Annotated in this window: 21 protein-coding genes and 1 tRNA gene; 12 read left to right on the forward strand and 10 right to left on the reverse strand. The window is 68.3% G+C overall.

Annotated features, from left to right (window positions below):
• Positions 1-109 precede the first annotated feature (109 nt).
• Together trxB and trxA are read left to right on the forward strand one after the other, a co-directional pair.
• Positions 110-1,072 carry a thioredoxin-disulfide reductase gene (gene trxB, locus ACIQGQ_RS08990; protein ID WP_402392539.1) on the forward strand — a complete coding sequence of 321 codons (963 nt, stop codon included), beginning with the start codon at positions 110-112 and terminating at the stop codon, positions 1,070-1,072.
• Between the two features lie 46 nt (positions 1,073-1,118).
• On the forward strand, positions 1,119-1,451 hold the full coding sequence (gene trxA / locus ACIQGQ_RS08995; RefSeq protein ID WP_352274046.1) for a thioredoxin: 333 nt from the start codon (positions 1,119-1,121) through the stop codon (positions 1,449-1,451).
• Between the two features lie 75 nt (positions 1,452-1,526).
• Here trxA and ACIQGQ_RS09000 read toward each other — a convergent pair whose 3' ends face one another.
• The 9 genes from ACIQGQ_RS09000 to rpmH form a co-directional block, all read right to left on the reverse strand.
• A complete protein-coding gene (locus ACIQGQ_RS09000; RefSeq protein WP_402392542.1) occupies positions 1,527-2,144 on the reverse strand; it encodes a GNAT family N-acetyltransferase in 618 nt (205 codons plus the stop codon).
• A gap of 231 nt (positions 2,145-2,375) precedes the next feature.
• On the reverse strand, positions 2,376-3,527 hold the full coding sequence (locus ACIQGQ_RS09005) for a ParB/RepB/Spo0J family partition protein (RefSeq protein WP_402392545.1): 1,152 nt from the start codon (positions 3,525-3,527) through the stop codon (positions 2,376-2,378).
• Positions 3,524-4,600: a ParA family protein gene (locus ACIQGQ_RS09010; protein ID WP_402393409.1), complete on the reverse strand. Its 1,077-nt coding sequence runs from the start codon at positions 4,598-4,600 to the stop codon at positions 3,524-3,526. The genes ACIQGQ_RS09005 and ACIQGQ_RS09010 overlap by 4 nt, the downstream gene beginning before the upstream one ends.
• Before the next feature lie 209 nt (positions 4,601-4,809).
• Positions 4,810-5,526, reverse strand: a complete 717-nt coding sequence (rsmG, locus tag ACIQGQ_RS09015; protein ID WP_402392547.1) for a 16S rRNA (guanine(527)-N(7))-methyltransferase RsmG — start codon at positions 5,524-5,526, stop codon at positions 4,810-4,812.
• A 108-nt stretch (positions 5,527-5,634) separates the two neighbouring features.
• The gene (locus ACIQGQ_RS09020; RefSeq protein WP_352274050.1) at positions 5,635-6,144 is read right to left on the reverse strand and encodes a R3H domain-containing nucleic acid-binding protein; all 510 of its coding nucleotides are present in this window, start codon (positions 6,142-6,144) and stop codon (positions 5,635-5,637) included.
• Positions 6,145-6,158: 14 nt separating this feature from the next.
• Entirely contained in the window at positions 6,159-7,418 is a 1,260-nt protein-coding gene (gene yidC, locus ACIQGQ_RS09025) for a membrane protein insertase YidC (protein WP_402392551.1), read from the reverse strand.
• Positions 7,419-7,421: 3 nt separating this feature from the next.
• Positions 7,422-7,781, reverse strand: coding sequence for a membrane protein insertion efficiency factor YidD (gene yidD / locus ACIQGQ_RS09030; RefSeq protein ID WP_402392553.1), 360 nt, complete (start codon positions 7,779-7,781; stop codon positions 7,422-7,424).
• Positions 7,778-8,149: a ribonuclease P protein component gene (rnpA, locus tag ACIQGQ_RS09035; RefSeq protein WP_352274053.1), complete on the reverse strand. Its 372-nt coding sequence runs from the start codon at positions 8,147-8,149 to the stop codon at positions 7,778-7,780. Before rnpA ends, yidD begins: the two co-directional genes overlap by 4 nt.
• Positions 8,150-8,169: 20 nt before the next feature.
• A complete protein-coding gene (rpmH, locus tag ACIQGQ_RS09040; RefSeq protein WP_030930485.1) occupies positions 8,170-8,307 on the reverse strand; it encodes a 50S ribosomal protein L34 in 138 nt (45 codons plus the stop codon).
• Positions 8,308-8,720: 413 nt separating this feature from the next.
• Between rpmH and dnaA the strand changes: the two genes are divergently transcribed.
• From dnaA to ACIQGQ_RS09085, 9 genes are all read left to right on the forward strand, one after another.
• Positions 8,721-10,559, forward strand: a complete 1,839-nt coding sequence (gene dnaA, locus ACIQGQ_RS09045) for a chromosomal replication initiator protein DnaA (RefSeq protein ID WP_402392555.1) — start codon at positions 8,721-8,723, stop codon at positions 10,557-10,559.
• A 1,009-nt stretch (positions 10,560-11,568) separates the two neighbouring features.
• Entirely contained in the window at positions 11,569-12,699 is a 1,131-nt protein-coding gene (gene dnaN, locus ACIQGQ_RS09050; RefSeq protein ID WP_072487582.1) for a DNA polymerase III subunit beta, read from the forward strand.
• Positions 12,700-12,880: 181 nt separating this feature from the next.
• Complete coding sequence (gene gnd, locus ACIQGQ_RS09055; protein ID WP_366288493.1) at positions 12,881-13,759, forward strand: phosphogluconate dehydrogenase (NAD(+)-dependent, decarboxylating); 879 nt, start codon at positions 12,881-12,883, stop codon at positions 13,757-13,759.
• Positions 13,760-13,847: 88 nt separating this feature from the next.
• The gene (recF, locus tag ACIQGQ_RS09060) at positions 13,848-14,975 is read left to right on the forward strand and encodes a DNA replication/repair protein RecF (RefSeq protein WP_402392560.1); all 1,128 of its coding nucleotides are present in this window, start codon (positions 13,848-13,850) and stop codon (positions 14,973-14,975) included.
• The gene (locus ACIQGQ_RS09065; protein WP_402392562.1) at positions 14,972-15,532 is read left to right on the forward strand and encodes a DUF721 domain-containing protein; all 561 of its coding nucleotides are present in this window, start codon (positions 14,972-14,974) and stop codon (positions 15,530-15,532) included. The genes recF and ACIQGQ_RS09065 overlap by 4 nt, the downstream gene beginning before the upstream one ends.
• 356 nt (positions 15,533-15,888) lie before the next feature.
• Positions 15,889-17,946: a DNA topoisomerase (ATP-hydrolyzing) subunit B gene (gyrB, locus tag ACIQGQ_RS09070; RefSeq protein WP_366288499.1), complete on the forward strand. Its 2,058-nt coding sequence runs from the start codon at positions 15,889-15,891 to the stop codon at positions 17,944-17,946.
• Positions 17,947-17,993: 47 nt separating this feature from the next.
• Entirely contained in the window at positions 17,994-20,627 is a 2,634-nt protein-coding gene (gene gyrA / locus ACIQGQ_RS09075) for a DNA gyrase subunit A (protein WP_402392566.1), read from the forward strand.
• A gap of 93 nt (positions 20,628-20,720) precedes the next feature.
• Positions 20,721-21,329 (forward strand): DUF3566 domain-containing protein, encoded by a 609-nt coding sequence (locus ACIQGQ_RS09080; RefSeq protein WP_352274060.1) that lies wholly within the window; start codon positions 20,721-20,723, stop codon positions 21,327-21,329.
• A 76-nt stretch (positions 21,330-21,405) separates the two neighbouring features.
• Positions 21,406-21,482 (forward strand) — tRNA-Ile (locus tag ACIQGQ_RS09085).
• Between the two features lie 291 nt (positions 21,483-21,773).
• Here the strand turns inward: ACIQGQ_RS09085 and ACIQGQ_RS09090 are convergent.
• The gene (locus ACIQGQ_RS09090) at positions 21,774-22,148 is read right to left on the reverse strand and encodes a DUF6344 domain-containing protein (RefSeq protein ID WP_402392569.1); all 375 of its coding nucleotides are present in this window, start codon (positions 22,146-22,148) and stop codon (positions 21,774-21,776) included.
• A 306-nt stretch (positions 22,149-22,454) separates the two neighbouring features.
• Here ACIQGQ_RS09090 and ACIQGQ_RS09095 point away from each other — a divergent pair, with 306 nt between their 5' ends.
• Positions 22,455-22,589 carry a DLW-39 family protein gene (locus tag ACIQGQ_RS09095; RefSeq protein ID WP_312002983.1) on the forward strand — a complete coding sequence of 45 codons (135 nt, stop codon included), beginning with the start codon at positions 22,455-22,457 and terminating at the stop codon, positions 22,587-22,589.
• The last annotated feature ends 111 nt before the right edge of the window (positions 22,590-22,700 follow it).

Here is a 22,700-nt window from a genome sequence, read left to right on the forward strand (position 1 = left end):
CACGGTGGGAATGCATCCCCCGTAGGATCCGTTGGGTGGGGTGAGAGTCGTTGAACCGGCCCCAGTAGGCGTGGACAGTAGGCAGTCTGCAGAGACGAGGAAGAAACCCGTGAGCGACGTCCGTAACGTGATCATCATCGGCTCCGGCCCCGCGGGCTACACGGCCGCCCTTTACACCGCCCGCGCCTCGCTGAAGCCGCTGGTCTTCGAGGGTGCCGTCACCGCCGGTGGCGCCCTGATGAACACCACCGACGTGGAGAACTTCCCGGGCTTCCAGGACGGGATCATGGGCCCCGAGCTCATGGACAACATGCGCGCCCAGGCCGAGCGCTTCGGCGCCGAGCTCGTCCCCGACGATGTCGTCGCCGTGGACCTCACGGGTGACATCAAGACGGTCACCGACACGGCCGGCACGGTCCACCGCGCCAAGGCCGTCATCGTGACGACCGGTTCCCAGCACCGCAAGCTCGGCCTGCCCAACGAGGACGCTCTCTCCGGACGCGGTGTCTCCTGGTGCGCCACCTGCGACGGCTTCTTCTTCAAGGACCAGGACATCGCTGTGGTCGGTGGCGGGGACACGGCGATGGAGGAGGCGACCTTCCTCTCCCGCTTCGCCAAGTCGGTCACGATCGTCCACCGTCGTGACACGCTGCGCGCCTCGAAGGCGATGCAGGAGCGCGCCTTCGCCGACCCGAAGATCAAGTTCGCCTGGGACAGCGAGGTGGCCGAGGTACACGGCGACCAGAAGCTCTCCGGCCTGACCCTCCGGAACACCAAGACCGGGGAGACCTCCGAGCTCGCGGTGACCGGACTGTTCATCGCCGTGGGCCACGACCCGCGCACCGAGCTCTTCAAGGGCCAGCTCGACCTCGACGAGGAGGGCTACCTCAAGGTCGACGCCCCCTCGACGCGCACCAACCTGACCGGTGTCTTCGGCGCCGGTGACGTCGTCGACCACACCTACCGGCAGGCCATCACCGCTGCCGGCACGGGCTGCTCCGCCGCTCTTGACTCCGAGCGCTTCCTCGCCGCGCTCGCCGACGACGAGAAGGCCGCTGCGGCCACCGCCTGAACCACGCCTCTTACCCCACACACCCCAAGCAGTTAAGGAGGTCGCCGTGGCCGGCGCCCTGAAGAACGTGACCGACGATTCCTTCGACGAGGACGTCCTCAACAGCAAGAAGCCCGTGCTGGTGGACTTCTGGGCCGCCTGGTGCGGACCGTGCCGTCAGATCGCGCCTTCCCTGGAGGCCATCGCCGCCGAGTACGGCGACCAGATCGAGATCGTCAAGCTCAACATCGATGAGAACCCGGCCACGGCTGCCAAGTACGGCGTGATGTCCATCCCGACCCTGAACGTCTACCAGGGCGGCGAGGTCGCGAAGACCATCGTGGGTGCCAAGCCGAAGGCCGCGATCCTCCGCGACCTTGAGAGCTTCATCGGCCAGTAGCCGCGATGTTTCACGTGAAACGGGTCCACCCCTTCGCTGGGGTGGACCCGTTTCACGTTTCCTCGTTCTTCCCGATCACAGCGGTCTCAGCGCTGGTTCCTTCTGCACTGCGCCCAGGAGCCGGTCCAGGGCCAGCTCGACGTCTTCCTTCCAGGACAACGTGGTCCGCAGCTCCAGCCGCAGCCTCGGATGAACAGGGTGCGGCCGCACGGTCTTGAAACCGACCGCCAGCAGATAGTCCGCAGGAAGCAGGCAGACCGGCTTCTCCCACCGGGCATCGCCGAAGGCCTCGATCGCTTTGAACCCCCGCCGCAACAGGTCCTTGGCGACGGACTGCACCATCACCCGGCCCAGCCCCTGCCCCTGATAGCCCGGGACGATCCAGGCGGTCATCAGCTGGACCGCATCGGGGGAGACGGGACTGGTGGGAAACGCGGTCGACCGTGGCACATAGGCCGGTGGCGCATAGAGAACGAAGCCGACCGGGACGTCGTCGACGTAGACGACGCGGCCGCACGACCCCCACTCCAGGAGAACGGCCGAGATCCAGGCTTCCTTCGCCAGTTCCGGAGTGCCGGCCTTCACCGCGGCTTCCCCGCTGACCGGATCCAGCTCCCAGAACACGCAGGAACGACAGCGTCTGGGGAGGTCGGAGAGTTTGTCCAGTGTGAGCGGTACGAGTCGGCGCCCCATGAAGGCTGTTCCTCGCTTCCGTCGCCCGCCGCGTCGCGTGCGACCATCGGTGCACTCCGTTCACTGCGTGCACGGCCCCTGCCGAGGTGTATCAACTCGGATGGGCCATACCAGAACGCATCGTATCCACCCACGGATGCCATCAACACCGAGACAGAGCAAAGGGCGGGCCGCAGTCCGATATCCACCGGCGCACAGCCCGCCCCACAGCTCATAGCTCACCGGCCGGGATCAGCCCTCGTCCTCCGCAGTGAGGTTCGCGTCGGATTCCTTGGCCTTCTCTGCAACGGCTTCCTCGACGGACTCCTCCGAGAGACTCCGTTCCAGAACCCGCCCTTCGCCCGGTGCAAGGCTGCCGAGGATGCGGTCCAGGTCCTCCATGGAGGCGAACTCGACGACGATCTTCCCCTTCTTCTGACCGAGGTCGACCTTCACCCTCGTCTCGAAGCGGTCCGACAGTCGCGTGGCCAGCTCGGAGAGCGCGGGCGAAACCCGGCCGCCGGCCCGCGGCCCCTTCGGCTTCGCCTGGCTCTTGTCGGGGCTGGAGCCCATGAGCGTCACGATCTCTTCGACCGAGCGCACCGAAAGTCCCTCGGCCACAATGCGATGGGCCAGCCGGTCCTGCTCCTCCAAATCGGCAACGGGCAGCAGAGCCCGCGCATGACCGGCGGACAGAACCCCGGCCGCTACCCTCCGCTGCACCGGCACGGCCAGCTTCAGCAGACGCAGCGTGTTCGACACCTGCGGACGGGAGCGTCCGATCCGGTCGGCCAGCTGGTCATGGGTGCACTTGAAGTCCTTGAGCAGCTGGTCGTACGCGGCCGCCTCCTCCAAGGGGTTCAGCTGGGCCCGGTGCAGGTTCTCCAGGAGAGCGTCCAGGAGAAGCTTCTCGTCGTCAGTGGCCCGGACGATCGCCGGAATCCGCTTCAGCTGCGCCGCCTGGCAGGCCCGCCAACGCCGCTCGCCCATGATGAGCTCGTAGCGGTCCGGCCCCACCTTCCGTACGACGACGGGCTGGAGGAGGCCCACCTCCTTGATGGAGGTCACCAGCTCCGCCAGCGCGTCCTCGTCGAACACCTCGCGGGGCTGCCGGGGGTTCGGGCTGATGGAATCCACCGGAATCTCGGCGAAGTACGCCCCGGCCGGTCCCACCGTTTCGGCAGCCGCCTCGGAATCCAGAACCGGGGCGCTCGGTTCCGGCACCACCGGAGCGGCGCCGAGCGCGGCCAGCTTCGCCGCGGCCACTCCCCGTTCCTCCGTGATCGTGGACCCCGTGCCCGCAGCGCTCTGTCCCACTCCCGTGGACGACACCTGGTTTCCCTGCGGAGCGGCGGGGATCAGAGCACCCAGCCCACGCCCCAGCCCTCTTCGACGCTCGCTCACTGAATCCCCTCCGAAATGCTCTGCTGGCTGTTTCCGCTGCCCGGCTGGACATGCTGGGCCTCGTAATGGATACCGACACCCCGCAGGGCGATCTCACGTGCCGCTTCGAGGTACGACAGCGATCCGCTGGAACCCGGGTCGTAGGTCAGCACGGTCTGCCCGTAGCTGGGTGCCTCCGAGATCCGCACCGACCGCGGAATGTTGGTACGGAGCACCTCCTTACCGAAGTGGCTGCGCACCTCCTCCGCGACCTGGGAGGCGAGCCTGGTCCGGCCGTCGTACATGGTGAGCAGGATCGTCGACACATGGAGGTCGGGGTTGAGGTGCCCCCGGACCAGATCCACGTTGCGCAGCAGCTGCCCGAGACCTTCCAGCGCGTAGTACTCGCACTGGATGGGGATCAGCACCTCGGCACCGGCGACCAGAGCGTTGACGGTCAGCAGCCCGAGCGACGGCGGGCAGTCGATGAGGATGTAGTCCAGCGGCTGCTCGTACGCCTGGATCGCCCGCTGGAGCCTGCTCTCCCGCGCCACCAGGGACACCAGCTCGATCTCCGCGCCGGCGAGATCGATGGTGGCAGGCGCACAGAAGAGGCCCTCGACGTCCGGAACCGGCTGGACCACCTCGGAGAGCGGCCTGCTGTCCACCAGCACGTCATAGATGGAGGGGACCTCGGCATGGTGGTCGATTCCCAGCGCCGTAGAGGCGTTCCCCTGCGGGTCGAGGTCGACCACCAGAACGCGGGCGCCGTGCAGCGCGAGCGAAGCGGCAAGGTTGACCGTCGTGGTCGTCTTGCCGACTCCGCCCTTCTGGTTGGCCACCACCATGACTCGCGTCCGGTCAGGGCGGGGCAGCCCCGCACCGGCGCGGCCAAGGGCCTCGACCGCCAGCTGGGCCGCTCGACCGATGGGTGTGTCGTCCATCGGCGGCGGTGTTTCACGTGAAACACCGTCCCCCGCCGATTCGGTTCGGGGACCGGGGACCGGATCGGTCATCGGTCCCGCGATGTTGGCGTCGGACCGCAAGGATTCACTCTCCTCGACTTCAGGCTCGCAATGAACAGAGCCTGCCATGCTTTCGGGGCCGTGAACCAGCGAGGCCCGCTCTTCTGTGGATGAATCCACTTCTGTGGACAACTCCGTAGCCCTAACGGGTCTGCGATGTCTCGGCGCGGCAGTCTCGCCACCGCGGCTGATGATCCCTTGCAGCAGAGAGCGACGTTTCACGTGAAACACGATGCCCCTGCGGTCAGACCGCAGGGGCACGACACTCCGCATCCGGTTCAGCGACGGCGCCTCGCGCGGCTCGTCCTCGCCGCCTTGGCCCGCTTCGCCGCGAACCGCACACCGCCGGGGCTCTCTCCGACGACCACTCGCACCACCGTGGACATCGGATCGACCACGCCCTCTCCGACGTGCAGCACCTCGGTCTCCTCCACGCCGAGCTTGCTCAGGGCGGCACGCGCTCCGTTGATCTCCTCCTCCGCGGTGTCCCCCTTGAGCGCCAGCATCTCCCCGTACGGGCGCAGCAGCGGAACACCCCAGCCGGCCAGCCGGTCGAGCGGGGCGACGGCGCGGGCCGTCACCACATGCACCGGCTGGAGCGAGCCCAGAACCTCTTCGGCCCGACCACGTACCACCGTCACATGGTCCAGGCCGAGCAGCTCCACGACCTCCTGGAGGAAGTTGGTGCGCCGGAGCAAGGGCTCCAGCAGGGTGATCTTGAGGTCCGGGCGCACCAGAGCGAGCGGGATGCCAGGAAGGCCCGCTCCGGAGCCCACGTCGCAAACCGTGACCCCTTCGGGCACGACCTCGGAGAGCACCGCGCAGTTCAACAGGTGCCGCTCCCACAACCTCGGCACCTCACGCGGGCCGATCAGCCCCCGTTTCACCCCGGCATCGGCCAGCAGCTCGGCGTATCGAACGGCCTCCGGGAAGAACTCGCCGAAAACCGCCCGCGCCGCTGGGGGTGCCTCGGGAAGCTCTACTTCCGTCGTCACGGGGACCGTCCTTCCATACGCACTACCGCACTGTGGGTGGCTGACTATCAGGCTGACAAAGATCGGCCCCGCCTGCGAACAGACGGGGCCGACGGAACTGGGGTCCGGTCAGGCCGGGAGGACGACGACGAAGCGCTCCGGCTCCTCGCCCTCGGACTCGCTGCGCAGACCGGCGGCCGCGACCGCGTCGTGGACGACCTTGCGCTCGAACGGTGTCATCGGGTCGAGCTTGACCGGCTGACCGGTGCTCTTGACCTCGTCCGCGGCCTTGGCACCCAGCGCGGCGAGCTCCGCCCGCTTCTTGGCCCGGAAGCCCGCGATGTCCAGCATCAGTCGGCTGCGGTCCCCGGTCTCCCGGTGGACGGCCAGCCGCGTCAGCTCCTGGAGCGCCTCCAGCACCTCACCGTCGCGGCCCACGAGCTTCTGCAGTTCACGTGCCGAATCGCTGATGATCGAGACCGCGGCCCGGTCCGCCTCAACGTCCATGTCGATGTCGCCGTCGAGATCGGCGATGTCGAGCAGGCCCTCAAGGTAGTCCGCTGCGATCTCACCCTCCTGCTCAAGGCGGGTCAGGGTGTCGCTGCCCTCAGCGGCCGTGGAGGTGGTGCCTTCCGTCACGGATGGACTCCTTCTTACTTCTTGGACGGGTGCTTGGGCCGCTGCGGGCCCTTGCGCTGTCCGGACTTGGCTTGGCGTGAGGAGCCGGACGAAGCCCTGCTCGGCGTCTTGGGCTTCTCGTCCTGCTGGGACTTCTCGTCCTGCTTCTGGAGGGAAGTCTTGGACGTGGCGGAACCCGCGTCCTTGGCACCCTGCTGTACGGCACCGGTCTGGCGCTGGGACTTGGACTGGCGCTTGGGCTGCTGGCGCCGCTGTGCCCCGCTCTCGGCCTCGGCGGCAGCGGTGTCGCTCTTGGCCACCGTGCCGTCCTCCTGGGCGGCGAGGCCCAGCTTGGCCAGCCCGGTGACGAACTTCCGCTCGATGTCGTTGCGGTCCGGTCCCTTGGCCACGATCCGCTTGACGGTGTTGCGCCGGGTCCGGCCGCGGACCTCTCCGTGCGCGGTGACGCTCTTCAGCAGACGGGTCAGGTACTGGTCCTGCGCCTTGCTTCCCGGGGTCGGGTTCTGGTTGATCACGTACATCTGCTGACCCATGGTCCAGACGTTGGTGGTCAGCCAGTAGACGAGGACGCCGACGGGGAAGTTGATGCCCATGACGGCGAAGATCACCGGGAAGATGTACATCAGCATCTTCTGCTGGCTCATGTACGGCGTCTTGACCGTCAGGTCGACGTTCTTCGTCATCAGCTGGCGCTGGGTGAAGAACTGCGAGGCCGACATCATCACGATCATGATCGCGGTGACGACCCGGACATCGGTCAGGGAGGCACCGAGAGCGGCGACGTCCTCAGCGCTGTTCATGAACTTGGCGGCGAGCGGGGCACCGAAGATGTGGGCCTGCCGGGCACTGTCGAGCAGCGTCTGGTCGATGACGCCGATCTTCTTGTTCGAGGCGATGGCCGACAGCACGTGGTACAGCGCGAAGAAGAAGGGCGACTGCGCCAGGATGGGAAGGCACGAGGAGAGCGGGTTGGTGCCCGTCTCCTTGTACAGCTTCATCATCTCTTCGGACTGACGCTGCTTGTCGCTCTTGTAGCGCTCCTGGATCGCCTTCATCTTCGGCTGGAGCACCTGCATGTTGCGGGTCGACTTGATCTGCTTGACGAACAGCGGGATCAGGCAGATCCGGATCAGCACCACCAGGGACACGATGGACAGGCCCCAGGCCCACCCGGTGTCAGGGCCGAAGATCGCCCCGTACAACTTGTGGAACTGAACGATGACCCATGAGACGGGCCAGGTGATAAAGCTGAACAGACTGGCAATCGTGTCCACTAATCAGGCTCCTTGAGCATTGGGCGAAGTCTCTGCGGCCTTGCCCGGGGTCTCGGAGACCGATCCCGGGTCAGGCGCATCAGCGGCGGAGTCCCCGCCCTTGCCACCGCGCATGGCATTACGCAGGAGCTCATGCCAACGCGGACGTTTGCGTGGTGGAACATAGTCCACGCCACCGGGTGACCACGGATTGCACCGCAGGATGCGCCAGGCCGTCAGCGCCGTTCCCTTGATCGCTCCGTGCCGGTCGATCGCCGTAAATCCATAGTGGGAACACGACGGGTAGTAACGGCACACAGGCCCGAGGAGCGGGCTGATCGTCCACTGGTACAGCTTGATCAGAGCCAGCAACGGGTACTTCATCGCGCGCCCCCTCCCAGCAGCCGCTGAAGAGCGGCGTCCAGGTCTCGGGCCAGCTGTTCATGGTCGGCGTCGCCCGCTCCGGGCAGCGCTCGTACGACAACCAGGCTACCGGGGGGCAGCATGGCGAGCCGTTCGCGGACCAGATGGCGAAGCTTCCGCTTGACCGCTGTGCGTACGACCGCTCCACCCACGGCTTTGCTGACAACGAAACCCGCACGCGGCGGGGGAGCGATCTCCCCAGTCGCGTGCGGGTCCGTTGCACCGCTGCGTAGATGGACGACGAGAAGCGGGCGGCCGGCCCTGCGTCCTCGGCGTACTGCGGTCGCGAAGTCCTCGCGCCGCCTCAGCCGATTCTCGGTAGGCAGCACGTCATGACCTGTTAAAGCGATCAGGCGGACAGGTTGGCGCGACCCTTGCCACGGCGGGACGCGAGAATCGCGCGGCCGGCACGGGTACGCATCCGCAGCCGGAAGCCGTGGGTCTTCGCGCGACGACGGTTGTTCGGCTGGAAGGTGCGCTTGCTCACTAGGGGGCTCCAGAAATGACTCGTGTGTTGGCGGGACATCGCCTGGCTGTCACCGTGCGCCCACGAGAGACTCGCGTAAACGCTCTAGTGCACCGCTTCACAATCACAGATCGTGATCTTTGCCCATCGGAGGCAGGCGGCAGCAGCCATCGACAACTCGACCTGGTCACGGTACGCGCGGCTGCGCCATTCGGTCAAACCGGCTCCCCAGCACCCTCTGCTGTACACAGGCTGTGGACAACAACTTGAACGACGCGGGTCGCCCTGACTACCGTGGCTGAGTTCCGGTCTTTTCTTCCTGCCTGCCGGTCCCCACCCGTCCCGTCCCGAGAACCACACATTTTCGTGGGACCAGCGAGAGAGCGTGCCCTGTGGCTGACGTACCTGCCGATCTTGCCGCAGTGTGGCCGCGCGTGCTCGAGCATCTCCTCGGGGAAGGCCAACAGGGGATCGAGCCGAAGGACAAGCAGTGGATCGAGCGCTGCCAGCCGCTCGCGCTGGTCGCCGACACCGCGCTGCTCGCCGTCCCGAACGAATGGGGCAAGCGCGTCCTGGAGGGCCGGCTCGCCCCGCTCATCAGCGAGACGCTGAGCCGGGAGTGCGGTCGGCCGATCCGCATCGCGATCACTGTCGACGACTCCGCGGGTGAGCCGCCGAGCCCGCCCGCACCCCCGATGCACCAGCCCCAGCAGCACCGCTATCAGGGGCCGCAGCACGACGAGCGCCAGCGCGGCGACGCGTACGACGGCTACGGGCACCGCCCCTCCGACGACGGCATGCCGACCGGCCGCCCCGCCTACCCGGAATACCAGCAGCAGCGCCCCGAACCCGGAGCGTGGCCGCGCACCGGTGAGGACCTCTCCTGGCAGCAGCCCCGGCTCGGCGGTTTCCAGGACCGCGAGGCCCCCGCGGAGCAGTGGCGTGATCCGTACGGCGGCCGCCCTCAGCAGCCGCAGCACGACTACCGCCCGCAGCCGCCCGAGCGCCAGGGGTACGAACAGCAGCAGCCCGAGCGGCAGAGCTACGAGCCGCCGTCGGCCGAGCGTTCCGGTTACGAGCCGCAGCCCGAGCGCCAGGGGTACGAGCCCCAGCGCTCCGACGCCCATGACCTGCCGGACGCCCAGCCGCAGCACCGCCCGGGTGCCGGGACCGGCCGCCCCGCCGGCATGCCCGGCCCGATGGGATCGCAGTCCGCGCCCACGCCCGGTGCGGGAGAGCCGGCGGCCCGGCTGAACCCGAAGTACCTCTTCGACACCTTCGTCATCGGCGCGTCCAACCGGTTCGCGCACGCCGCGGCGGTCGCGGTCGCCGAGGCCCCCGCCAAGGCGTACAACCCGCTCTTCATCTACGGGGAGTCCGGGCTCGGCAAGACCCACCTGCTGCACGCGATCGGTCACTACGCCCGCAGCCTCTACCCGGGGACCCGGGTGCGGTACGTGAGTTCCGAGGAGTTCACCAACGAGTTCATCAACTCGATCCGCGACGGCAAGGGCGACACCTTCCGCAAGCGCTACCGCGACGTGGACATCCTGCTCGTCGACGACATCCAGTTCCTGGCGAGCAAGGAGTCGACGCAGGAGGAGTTCTTCCACACCTTCAACACGCTCCACAACGCCAACAAGCAGATCGTGCTCTCCTCCGATCGGCCGCCCAAGCAGCTGGTGACCCTGGAGGACCGGCTGCGCAACCGGTTCGAGTGGGGGCTGACCACCGATGTGCAGCCGCCCGAGCTGGAGACGCGCATCGCGATCCTCCGTAAGAAGGCGGTGCAGGAGCAGCTCAACGCCCCGCCGGAGGTGCTGGAGTTCATCGCCTCCCGTATCTCCCGGAACATCAGGGAGCTGGAGGGGGCGCTGATCCGGGTCACGGCCTTCGCCAGTCTCAACCGGCAGCCGGTGGACCTCGGACTGACCGAGCATGTGCTGAAGGACCTGATCCCGGGCGGCGAGGACGCGGCCCCGGAGATCACGGCGGGGGCCATCATGGCCTCGACCGCCGACTACTTCGGTCTCACGGTGGACGACCTCTGCGGAACCTCGCGCAGCCGCGTGCTGGTGACGGCCCGCCAGATCGCCATGTACCTCTGCCGCGAGCTGACCGACCTCTCGCTGCCCAAGATCGGTGCGCAGTTCGGCGGCCGGGACCATACGACGGTGATGCACGCGGACCGGAAGATCCGTGCGCTGATGGCGGAGCGGCGCTCCATCTACAACCAGGTCACCGAGCTCACCAACCGCATCAAGAACGGCTGACGGGCCACCACCGCGACCTGGCCACGAGGCCGCAGGGCGCCCGGAGAACCCCACGAGGGGGCTCTCCGGGCGCCCTTTCCGTTGGCCCGGCCGGAGAGCGTTCGAGAGCCGTCCACACGTCGCCCCGAGTGGGTCCGAAAGGCGTCCGGAGGGCGTTCGCGGGCCGTCCGGAAGGCGTTCTCGAGGCACCCGGAGCCGTTCGACGACCGTCGCGGACTGCCCGGCCCCGGCGACTCTGTTCGAATACCTGCCGCTGACCAGCGGTTCTCCACAGATCTGGGGAGTTTTCCCCTTCCACAGCCTGGGGACCGGGAAGTTGTCCATATTGCGTCCACAGGGGCGACTGCCGATACTCCATCAGGCCAGGTCAACCGCCTGGGGATTTGTGGCCAACCACAATCCACAGCCTGTGGACAAAATCTTCGTCCACAGGGCGTGGATGATGTTGTCCACCGCTGACCCACAGACCGTGCTGCCTTGTCCCCAGCTTCCCGCCGCTTCTCCACATCTCTGTCCACTGTTCGGCAACACGAGGGCGCCTTTCACCGTGCCGAGTGAAAGGCGTCACACCAGGGGCGTGGGTTGGGCTGTGGGGAACGTGGGTAAAGCTGGGGACAGCCCTGGGGAGAAACCCCCCTGCCCTGTGCATGGGGTGTGCAGAACTTTCCCGTGTCCACAGAAGCGCCGTGTTGTCCACCGGTGCCACCCACAGGACCAGTGGACAAAAAACCGGGATTGACCTGCGCAAACGACGTTATCCACGGTTTCCACAGGCCCTACTACTACTGCCACATAGAGTTAGCCCGGAATCCGCTTCGAAGTGGGGCCTGTGCACAACTCGGCGCCGGAGCGCTCAGCCACTCTTGTCGCGACTTGACCCCGAGCAGCACCGAGTGTCGGTGCCGTACGTCAGACTGGTCTCCGGCGTCCCGACCGCCCCGGCGGCGGGGGACCCGATCCGAAGACGAAGGCCAGCAGGGCGAGCGAGCAACAGCAGGAGGCGGTTCCGGTGAAGATCCGGGTGGAGCGCGATGTACTCGCGGAGGCGGTGGCCTGGGTGGCCCGTAGCCTCCCGGCCCGTCCGCCGGCGCCCGTTCTCGCGGGCCTACTGCTGAAGGCCGAGGACGGGGCCCTCAGCTTCTCCAGCTTCGACTACGAGGTGTCGGCCCGAGTCTCGGTGGACGCCGAGGTCGAGGAGGACGGCACGGTGCTGGTCTCCGGCCGGCTGCTCGCCGACATCTGCCGCGCCCTGCCCAACCGTCCGGTGGAGATTTCCACAGACGGTGTACGGGCGACCGTGGTCTGCGGCTCCTCCCGGTTCACCCTCCACACCCTTCCTGTGGAGGAGTACCCGGCGCTTCCCGAGATGCCGACCGCGACGGGCACCGTCCCCGGTGAGGTCTTCGCCTCGGCCGCCGCCCAGGTCGCCATTGCGGCAGGCCGCGACGACACGCTGCCCGTGCTGACCGGCGTCCGGATCGAGATCGAGGGCGACACTGTCACCCTGGCCTCCACCGACCGCTACCGCTTCGCGGTCCGCGAGTTCCTCTGGAAGCCGGAGAACCCGGACGCCTCGGCCGTCGCCCTGGTCCCCGCCAAGACGCTCCTGGACACGGCCAAGGCCCTGACCAGCGGCGACACGGTGACGCTGGCGCTCTCCGGCTCCGGTGCGGGCGAGGGTCTGATCGGTTTCGAGGGCGCGGGCCGCCGTACGACGACCCGGCTGCTCGAAGGCGACCTTCCGAAGTACCGCACGCTCTTCCCCACCGAGTTCAACTCGGTCGCGGTGATCGAGACGGCCCCGTTCGTCGAGGCCGTCAAGCGCGTGGCCCTGGTCGCCGAGCGGAACACCCCGGTGCGGCTGAGCTTCGAGCAGGGCGTGCTGATCCTGGAGGCGGGCTCCAGCGACGACGCACAGGCTGTGGAGCGGGTCGACGCGGTGCTGGAGGGCGACGACATCTCGATCGCCTTCAACCCGACGTTCCTGCTGGACGGGCTGAGCGCGATCGACTCCCCGGTCGCCCAGCTCTCGTTCACGACGTCCACCAAGCCCGCGCTGCTCAGCGGCCGCCCGGCCGTGGACGCCGAGGCGGACGACGCGTACAAGTACCTGATCATGCCGGTGCGGCTCTCCGGCTGACCCTGCCGTCCGCCCTGTCCCAGGCGCCACCGGTGCCACGGGCGGGGCGGACGACAGGAACCGGTGCCGCGACGGTCCGTACGGGCGTGCTCGCCCCGTGAGCACGCCCGGCGCGGCCTCCCCCGCCGGGCGTAGGCTCGTCCGTGGGTACGCATCGGCACAACGCTTAAGGAAATCTCTGATGGAGCTCGGTCTCGTCGGTCTCGGCAAGATGGGCGGCAACATGCGCGAGCGCATCCGCCGCGCAGGCCACACCGTCATCGGTTACGACCGCAACCCGGACGTCTCCGATGTCCACAGCCTGGAAGAGCTTGTGGGCAAGCTGAAGGGCCCCCGGGTCGTCTGGGTGATGGTCCCGGCCGGCGCCCCGACCCAGGCCACGATCGACGAGCTGGCCGGTCTGCTCTCGCCCGGCGACATCGTCGTGGACGGCGGGAACTCCCGCTGGACCGACGACGAGAAGCACGCCGTCGAGCTGGGCATCAAGGGCATCGGCTTCGTCGACTGCGGAGTCTCCGGCGGTGTCTGGGGCCTGGAGAACGGCTACGCCCTGATGTACGGCGGCGACGCCGAGAACGTGGCGAAGGTCCAGCCGGTCTTCGACGCCCTGAAGCCCGAGGGCGAGTTCGGTTCCGTGCACGCCGGCAAGGTCGGCGCGGGCCACTTCGCGAAGATGGTCCACAACGGCATCGAGTACGCCATGATGCAGGCCTACGCCGAGGGCTGGGAGCTGCTGGAGAAGGTCGACTCCGTCACCGATGTGCGCGAGGTCTTCCGCTCCTGGCAGGAGGGCACGGTCATCCGTTCCTGGCTGCTCGACCTGGCGGTCAACGCGCTGAACGAGGACGAGCACCTCGACCAGCTCCGGGGCTACGCCGCCGACTCCGGCGAGGGCCGGTGGACGGTGGAGGCCGCGATCGACAACGCCGTGCCGCTGCCCGCGATCACGGCGTCGCTCTTCGCGCGCTTCGCCTCGCGCCAGGACGACTCCCCGCAGATGAAGATGATCGCCGCGCTGCGGAACCAGTTCGGCGGCCACGCGGTCGAGAACAAGAAGTAGCGACAACAGCAGAAGGAAGCGGGTCGGCCCAGCCGGCCGGTCCGCTCCACGAGGCACGGAGCAGGAAGCCGGGAAGGTCGGCGTCACCATGCATGTCACGCATCTCTCGCTGGCCGACTTCCGCTCGTACGCCCGGGTCGAGGTGGGTCTCGATCCGGGCGTCACCGTTTTCGTGGGCGCCAACGGCCAGGGCAAGACGAACCTGGTGGAGGCGATCGGCTACCTGGCCACGCTCGGCAGCCACCGGGTCTCCTCCGACGCCCCGCTGGTGCGGATGGGGGCGGAGCGGGCCGTGGTCCGTGCCGCGGTGACGCAGGGCGAGCGGTCGCAGCTGGTCGAGCTGGAGCTCAATCCGGGCCGGGCGAACCGGGCCCGGATCAACCGGTCCTCGCAGGTCAGACCACGTGACGTCCTCGGAATCGTCCGTACGGTGCTGTTCGCGCCGGAGGATCTGGCGCTGGTCAAGGGCGATCCCGGGGAGCGCAGGCGTTTCCTCGACGAGCTGGTCACGGCGCGTGCGCCGCGGATGGCGGGGGTGCGCTCGGACTACGAGCGGGTGCTCAAGCAGCGCAACACGCTGCTGAAGTCGGCGGCGATGGCGCGTCGGCACGGCGGCCGCTCGATGGACCTGTCCACGCTCGACGTGTGGGACCAGCATCTGGCCCGCGCGGGCGCGGAGCTGCTGGCCCAGCGGCTGGATCTGATCGCCACCCTGCAGCCGCTGGCGGACAAGGCGTACGCGGACGTCGCGCCGGGGGGCGGCCCGCTCTCCCTGGAGTACCGGAGTTCGGCCGGGGACCTGGGGGACGTGCACACCCGCGAGGAGCTGTACGAGCTGCTGATCGCGGCCTTGGTGGAGGTCCGCAAGCAGGAGATCGAGCGGGGCGTGACGCTGGTCGGCCCGCACCGTGACGAGCTGCTGCTGGGGCTGCGCGGGATGCCGGCCAAGGGGTACGCGAGCCATGGCGAGTCCTGGTCGTACGCGCTGGCGCTGCGGCTGGCCTCGTACGAATTGCTGCGGGGCGAGGGCAACGAGCCGGTGCTGGTGCTCGACGACGTCTTCGCGGAGCTGGACGCCCGGCGCCGCGAGCGGCTGGCGGAGCTGGTGGCCCCGGGGGAGCAGGTCCTGGTGACGGCCGCGGTCGACGACGACGTCCCGGGCGTGCTCGCCGGGGCGCGGTACGGGGTCACCGCCGGCGCGGTGGAGCGGCTGTGACCGCCCGCGGCGAGGGCGACGGCGCTGGTGCCGGTGCGGGCAAGGCCCCGGAACCCTCGGGCGTCGACCTGGCCCGGGTGGCCCTGCGCGCGGCCAAGGAGCAGGCGAAGGCGCGGGGCGCCGCCGCTCAGCAGCGGAAGCAGGCCCGGCGGGGCGGCGGGCTGCGCTCGGGCGCGCGGGCGGACGGGCGCGATCCGCAGCCGCTGGGTTCCGCGATCGACCGGCTGATCACCGAACGGGGCTGGGAGACCCCGGCCGCGGTCGGCGGGGTGATGGGGCGCTGGCCGCAGATCGTCGGTGAGGATCTGGCGAACCACTGTGTGCCGCTGCGGTACGACGAGGACCCGGACCAGCGGGTGCTGACGGTGCAGTGCGACTCGACGGCCTGGGCGACCCAGCTGAGGCTGCTCGCCCCGCAGCTGGTGGCCCGGCTCAACGCGGACCTGGGGCACGGCACGGTCCGGCTGATCAAGGTGCTGGGGCCCGGCGGTCCGCGGCGCAGGTTCGGTCCACTGCGGGCACCGGGGAGCTCCGGCCCGGGCGACACCTACGGCTGACCTGGCCTTTTACCCGTTTTCCGCGGCTGTTGGGCCGCTCTTCCGGCGTCCCCGCACGGTTGTGACGTACGTGTGTTCAGTGATCGAAACCGTGCACGGTGAGTGGGACGTCCCTCACGGTAGCGGGAGGTTGACAGGTCGAAGCGCTCAAGGCCGGTGTGAGCCTCCTGAGGGCCCTTCCTGAATATGGGGAGTCGTCAGCCGCTCATTCAGGGCGGCACATGCGTACTCAGGTACCGGCAAACCCCCATTGATGTCAGCGCTACCGGTAGACTGGTGCACAATCCCGTGTCCTGCGGGAGTCGTCGATACAAGCCGAACGACGCAGCCGCTCCCGTTTGCCCGGAGAACGGCCTGTGCTGTGCCAGAGAGGGCGCTTCGTGGCCGATTCCGGCAACCCCAACGAGAACATTCCGTCTACACCCGGTGGGAGCGAGGGCGCCTCGTCGTACGACGCCAGCGCGATCACCGTCCTCGAAGGTCTGGACGCGGTCCGCAAGCGACCCGGCATGTACATCGGCTCGACCGGTGAGCGCGGTCTGCACCACCTGGTGCAGGAGGTCGTCGACAACTCCGTCGACGAGGCCCTCGCCGGCCACGCGGACACGATCGACGTCACGATCCTGGCCGACGGCGGCGTACGCGTGGTCGACAACGGCCGAGGCATCCCCGTCGACATCCACCCGGTGGAGAAGAAGCCGGCCGTCGAGGTCGTGCTGACCGTGCTGCACGCGGGCGGCAAGTTCGGCGGCGGCGGCTACGCCGTCTCCGGCGGTCTGCACGGTGTCGGTGTCTCCGTGGTGAACGCCCTGTCGACCAAGGTCTCGGTCGAGATCAAGCGCGACGGCTACCGCTGGACGCAGGACTACAAGTACGGCGTCCCCACCGCCCCGCTCGCCAAGCACGAGCAGGTCGAGGAGAGCGGTACGACGGTCACCTTCTGGGCCGACCCGGACGTCTTCGAGACCACCGAGTACTCCTTCGAGACGCTCGCGCGCCGCTTCCAGGAGATGGCGTTCCTCAACAAGGGCCTGACGATCCGGCTCACGGACGAGCGCGAGTCGGCGAAGGCGACCAGCGGTGCGGACGAGGCGGGTGCGGACGAGAAGGCCGAGGTCAAGACCGTCACGTACCACTACGAGGGCGGCATCGTCGACTTCGTGAAGTACCTCAACTCCCGCAAGGGCGACGTCATCCACCAGTCGGTGATCGACATCGAGGCCGAGGACAAGGAGCGCCTCCTCTCGGCCGAGATCGCCATGCAGTGGAACACGCAGTACACCGAGGGCGTCTACTCCTTCGCGAACACGATCCACACGCACGAGGGCGGTACCCACGAGGAGGGCTTCCGCGCCGCGCTGACCACGCTGGTCAACAAGTACGCGCGCGACAAGAAGCTGCTGCGCGAGAAGGACGACAACCTCACGGGTGACGACATCCGCGAGGGTCTGACGGCGATCATCTCGGTGAAGCTCGGCGAGCCGCAGTTCGAGGGCCAGACCAAGACCAAGCTGGGCAACACGGAGGCCAAGACCTTCGTGCAGAAGGTCGTCCACGAGCATCTGACGGACTGGTTCGACCGCAACCCGAACGAGGCCGCCGACATCGTCCGCAAGGGCATCGCCGCCGCCACCGCGCGCGTGGCCGCCCGCAAGGCGCGCGACCTGACCCGCCGCAAGGGGCTCCTGGAGAGCGCCTCGCTGCCGGGCAAGCTGAGCGACTGCCAGTCCAACGACCCGACGAAGTGCGAGATCTTCATCGTCGAGGGTGACTCCGCCGGTGGTTCGGCGAAGTCCGGCCGCAACCCGATGTACCAGGCGATCCTGCCGATCCGGGGCAAGATCCTGAACGTCGAGAAGGCCCGGGTCGACAAGATCCTCCAGAACACCGAGGTCCAGGCGCTGATCTCGGCCTTCGGCACCGGGGTCCACGAGGACTTCGACATCGAGAAGCTCCGCTATCACAAGATCATCCTGATGGCGGACGCCGACGTCGACGGCCAGCACATCAACACCCTGCTGCTCACCTTCCTCTTCCGCTTCATGCGTCCGCTGGTCGAGGCCGGGCACGTCTACCTCTCCCGTCCCCCGCTCTACAAGATCAAGTGGGGCCGCGACGACTTCGAGTACGCCTACTCCGACCGGGAGCGCGACGCCCTGGTCGAGCTGGGCAAGCAGAACGGCAAGCGGATCAAGGAAGACTCGATCCAGCGCTTCAAGGGTCTCGGCGAGATGAACGCCGAGGAGCTGCGCGTCACCACGATGGACGTCGACCACCGGGTCCTCGGCCAGGTCACGCTGGACGACGCGGCGCAGGCCGACGATCTCTTCTCGGTGCTGATGGGCGAGGACGTCGAGGCGCGGCGCTCGTTCATCCAGCGCAACGCCAAGGACGTCCGCTTCCTCGACATCTGAGTCGGCCGTACCAGCCAAGCCGCCGCTCGAAAGGACTTTGACCAGCAATGGCCGACGAGAACACCCCTGTGACACCCGAAGAGGAGCCCGCCGTCACCGGTGTGGGCATGCGCGTCGAGCCCGTCGGGCTCGAAACGGAGATGCAGCGCTCCTACCTCGACTACGCGATGTCCGTCATCGTCTCGCGTGCGCTGCCGGACGTGCGGGACGGCCTCAAGCCGGTCCACCGCCGCGTGCTGTACGCGATGTACGACGGCGGGTACCGGCCCGAGAAGGGCTTCTACAAGTGCGCCCGCGTCGTCGGTGACGTCATGGGTACGTACCACCCGCACGGCGACTCCTCGATCTACGACGCGCTGGTCCGCCTCGCGCAGCCGTGGTCGATGCGGATGCCGCTGGTGGACTCCAACGGCAACTTCGGTTCCCCGGGCAACGACCCGGCCGCCGCCATGCGGTACACCGAGTGCAAGATGATGCCGCTGTCCATGGAGATGGTCCGGGACATCGACGAGGAGACCGTCGACTTCCAGGACAACTACGACGGCCGCAACCAGGAGCCGACGGTCCTGCCGGCCCGTTTCCCGAACCTGCTGGTCAACGGCTCCGCGGGCATCGCGGTCGGGATGGCGACCAACATCCCGCCGCACAACCTGCGCGAGGTCGCGGACGGCGCCCAGTGGTACCTGGAGCACCCCGAGGCGTCCCAGGAGGAGCTCCAGGACGCCCTCATCGAGCGGATCAAGGGCCCGGACTTCCCGACCGGCGCGCTGGTCGTGGGCCGCAAGGGCATCGAGGAGGCGTACCGCACCGGGCGCGGCTCCATCACGATGCGCGCGGTGGTCGCGGTCGAGGAGATCCAGAACCGGCAGTGCCTGGTCGTCACGGAGCTTCCGTACCAGACCAACCCGGACAACCTGGCGCAGAAGATCGCCGACCTGGTGAAGGACGGCAAGGTCGGCGGCATCGCCGACGTGCGCGACGAGACCTCCTCGCGCACCGGCCAGCGCCTGGTCGTGGTGCTGAAGCGGGACGCGGTCGCCAAGGTCGTCCTGAACAACCTGTACAAGCACACCGACCTCCAGTCGAACTTCGGCGCCAACATGCTGGCGCTGGTCGACGGGGTGCCGCGGACCCTCTCCATCGACGCGTTCATCCGCCACTGGGTGACGCACCAGATCGAGGTCATCGTCCGCCGTACGCGCTTCCGGCTGCGCAAGGCCGAGGAGCGGGCGCACATCCTGCGCGGCCTCCTGAAGGCCCTGGACGCGATCGACGAGGTCATCGCCCTCATCCGGCGCAGCCAGACCGTCGAGGTGGCGCGTGAGGGCCTGATGGGCCTGCTGGAGATCGACGAGCTCCAGGCGAACGCGATCCTGGAGATGCAGCTGCGCCGGCTGGCCGCGCTGGAGCACCAGAAGATCACCGCCGAGCACGACGAGCTCCAGGCGAAGATCAACGAGTACAACGCGATCCTGGTGTCGCCGGAGCGGCAGCGGAAGATCGTCAGCGAGGAGCTGGCGGCGATCGTCGAGAAGTTCGGCGACGACCGGCGCTCCAAGCTGGTGCCCTTCGAGGGCGACATGTCCATCGAGGACCTGATCGCCGAGGAGGACATCGTCGTCACGATCACGCGTGGCGGCTATGTGAAGCGCACCAAGACGGACGACTACCGCTCGCAGAAGCGCGGCGGCAAGGGCGTGCGCGGGACGAAGCTCAAGGAAGACGACATCGTCGACCACTTCTTCGTCTCGACGACCCACCACTGGCTGCTGTTCTTCACCAACAAGGGCCGGGTGTACCGGGCGAAGGCGTACGAACTGCCCGACGCGGGCCGGGACGCCCGTGGGCAGCACGTCGCCAACCTGCTGGCCTTCCAGCCGGACGAGCGGATCGCGCAGATCCTGGCGGTCCGCGACTACGAGGCCGCGCCGTACCTGATCCTGGCCACCAAGGGCGGCCTGGTGAAGAAGACCGCGCTGAAGGACTACGACTCGCCCCGTTCCGGCGGTGTGATCGCGATCAACCTCCGGGAGATGGACAACGGTGCCGAAGGCGTGGCCGACGAGCTGATCGGCGCGGAGCTGGTGTGGGCCGAGGACGATCTGCTGCTCATCAGTAAGAAGGCCCAGTCGATCCGGTTCACCGCGACCGACGACGCGCTGCGCCCGATGGGCCGTGCGACCTCGGGCGTGAAGGGCATGAGCTTCCGCGAGGGCGACGAGCTGCTCTCGATGAACGTGGTCCGCCCGGGTACGTTCGTGTTCACCGCGACCGACGGCGGCTACGCGAAGCGGACCCCCGTCGACGAGTACCGGGTCCAGGGCCGTGGCGGTCTCGGCATCAAGGCTGCCAAGATCGTCGAGGACCGGGGTTCGCTGGTCGGCGCGCTGGTGGTGGAGGAGACGGACGAGATCCTCGCCATCACGCTCGGCGGCGGTGTGATTCGTACGCGAGTCAATGAAGTCAGGGAGACGGGCCGTGACACCATGGGCGTCCAACTGATCAATCTGGGCAAGCGCGATGCCGTTGTCGGTATTGCCCGTAACGCCGAGGCCGGCCACGAGGCCGAAGAGGTCGAGGGGTCCGAGGACTCCGGGGCCGCCGAGGCGGAGGGTGCCGAGAGCACGGTCGAAGGCAATGTCGAAGGCACGTCGCCTTCGGCCGGGGAGCACGAGGAGTAGAGCGTGAGTGGAGCCACGGGCGCCGGTTCGGCCGCTTCCGGAGCAGGAGCGAACGGTGCCCGTGGCCCCGCCACGGACTCCCAAGGGGGCACTGTGACGGACACCCGGGGGCCTCAGCCCCAGTACGAGGGCTACGCGACCGGGCCACTGCCCGGTGAGCGCGAGCCCGCACCGGGGCAGAGCGGGCCGTACCACCCGCCGCAGGCGTATCCCTCGCCTGCCGGCGGTACTCAGGGCGGCGGCCGCCAGCACGGTACGCACGGCGGCGCACAGGGCGCGGGCGCCGCTCAGGCGGCGCGCAAGCCGCGTACGGGCGCGCGGACGACCCCGCGTACCCGCAAGGCACGGCTGCGGGTGGCCAAGGCCGACCCGTGGTCGGTGATGAAGGTGAGCTTCCTGCTCTCCATCGCGCTCGGCATCTGCACGGTGGTGGCGTCCGCCGTGCTCTGGATGGTCATGGACGCGATGGGCGTCTTCGAGGCCGTCGGCGGGACGATAAGCGAGGCCACCGGCTCCAGCGACGGCGCCGGCTTCGACCTCCAGGCGTTCCTGTCGCTGCCGAAGGTCCTCATCTTCACCTCGGTCATCGCCGTGATCGATGTGGTGCTGGCGACCGCGCTGGCGACGCTGGGCGCGTTCATCTACAACCTGTCGGCCGGTTTCGTGGGCGGTGTCGAGCTCACGCTGGCCGAGGACGAGTAGGCCGCCGGATACCGATTTTGGGACTGGCCCCGACGTGCGCTAATCTTCAGAGGTCAGCGCGACACAACAGCGCGGCGGGGCTATAGCTCAGTTGGTTAGAGCGCATCCCTGATAAGGATGAGGCCACAGGTTCAAATCCTGTTAGCCCCACCAGCACGAAGGCCCTCACCGGAAACGGTGGGGGCCTTCGTCGTGTGTATGCGGCGGGAGCGGTGCGGCCGCAAGAGCGCGTAGCCGTGTGCGCGGGCTCGGGCGTACGCCGGGGGAACTGATCCCTCGCCAGGGAGGCGGGGCGCCGGTCGTGTTCACCGCCGGGCCCGGGGCGTACTGCCCGGTGCGGCCGGAGCGGCCGGTGCGGGACGGCGGGAGAGGCCGCTGGGCGCACGGAGAAGCCCCCGTCCGGTGCGAACCGGTCCGGGGGCTCAGGTGTCGGTCGTGCGGCCGTCAGGGCGGCAGCAGGGAGGCGTCCCCGGCCGGGGCCCCGTGCGAGGTGCGGGCGGCGCCCCTGGTCTCCCCGGCGTCCGTTCCGTCGTAGGAGGACAGATGGCGGGTGGCGGGCGAGGAGCCGTGTGCCTCGGCGCGGATGCGCTGCTTCATCGTGGGTGGCAGGGCCCGGTCGCGGGGAAGGGTCCATCGCACGCTCGGGGCGGCCGCGGTCGCCGTGGTCTCGGCCATGTGCTCGTGGGTCGTGGTGGCCGGCTCCGCGGCGCTCTGCTGCGTGGCCGAGGCCGGGGCGCTCATGAAGCCCAGCGTGGCGAGAAGGGCGAAGAGGGCGGTGATGAAGGAGGTCCAGATGTTCCTGGGCTGGAAGGAGTTCATGACCCCTCGCTTTCGGGTGGTCCGGTTTGCTTACCTTTCCGATGATGTGGATCAGGTCGCCGATTTCTTGGACCGACGCCACCGATTCGCCGATCTTCGGATGAACACCACTCGTATGGTTCAACCGGTTGCGGGGGATCCGTCGCAGGTCACGGACCGGGCCGGGTTTCGCCGTCCCCGCCGCCCCGAAGGATCGCTTTTTCCCGGGCGCCAGTTGGGCCACAGGCAGGTCACCGGTTGATATCGGCCGGTGTGTATAGTCGGGCGGCAGAAGTCCCCTACGTCAAGGAAAGACGAGGTCGCGCGGTGAAGAAGTTTCTCCTGGTCGCACTGGCCGCCATCGGCGGGCTCCTCGTGTACCGCCAGATCCAGGCGGATCGCGCCGAGCAGGATCTGTGGACGGAGGCGACCGACTCCGTGCCCGCAGGTTCGGGTGTGTGAGTCAGAACAGCCTGATTGCGGGCCCCGGTCGCCGAGCGGCCGGGGCTTCGTGCTGTTGCGGGACCGTGACGGCCGTGCTCTTGAAGTTCGTCGGAGCACATCAATACGTTG

Source organism: Streptomyces sp. NPDC092952 (genome assembly GCF_044754785.1).
Taxonomy (GTDB): Bacteria; Actinomycetota; Actinomycetes; order Streptomycetales; family Streptomycetaceae; genus Streptomyces.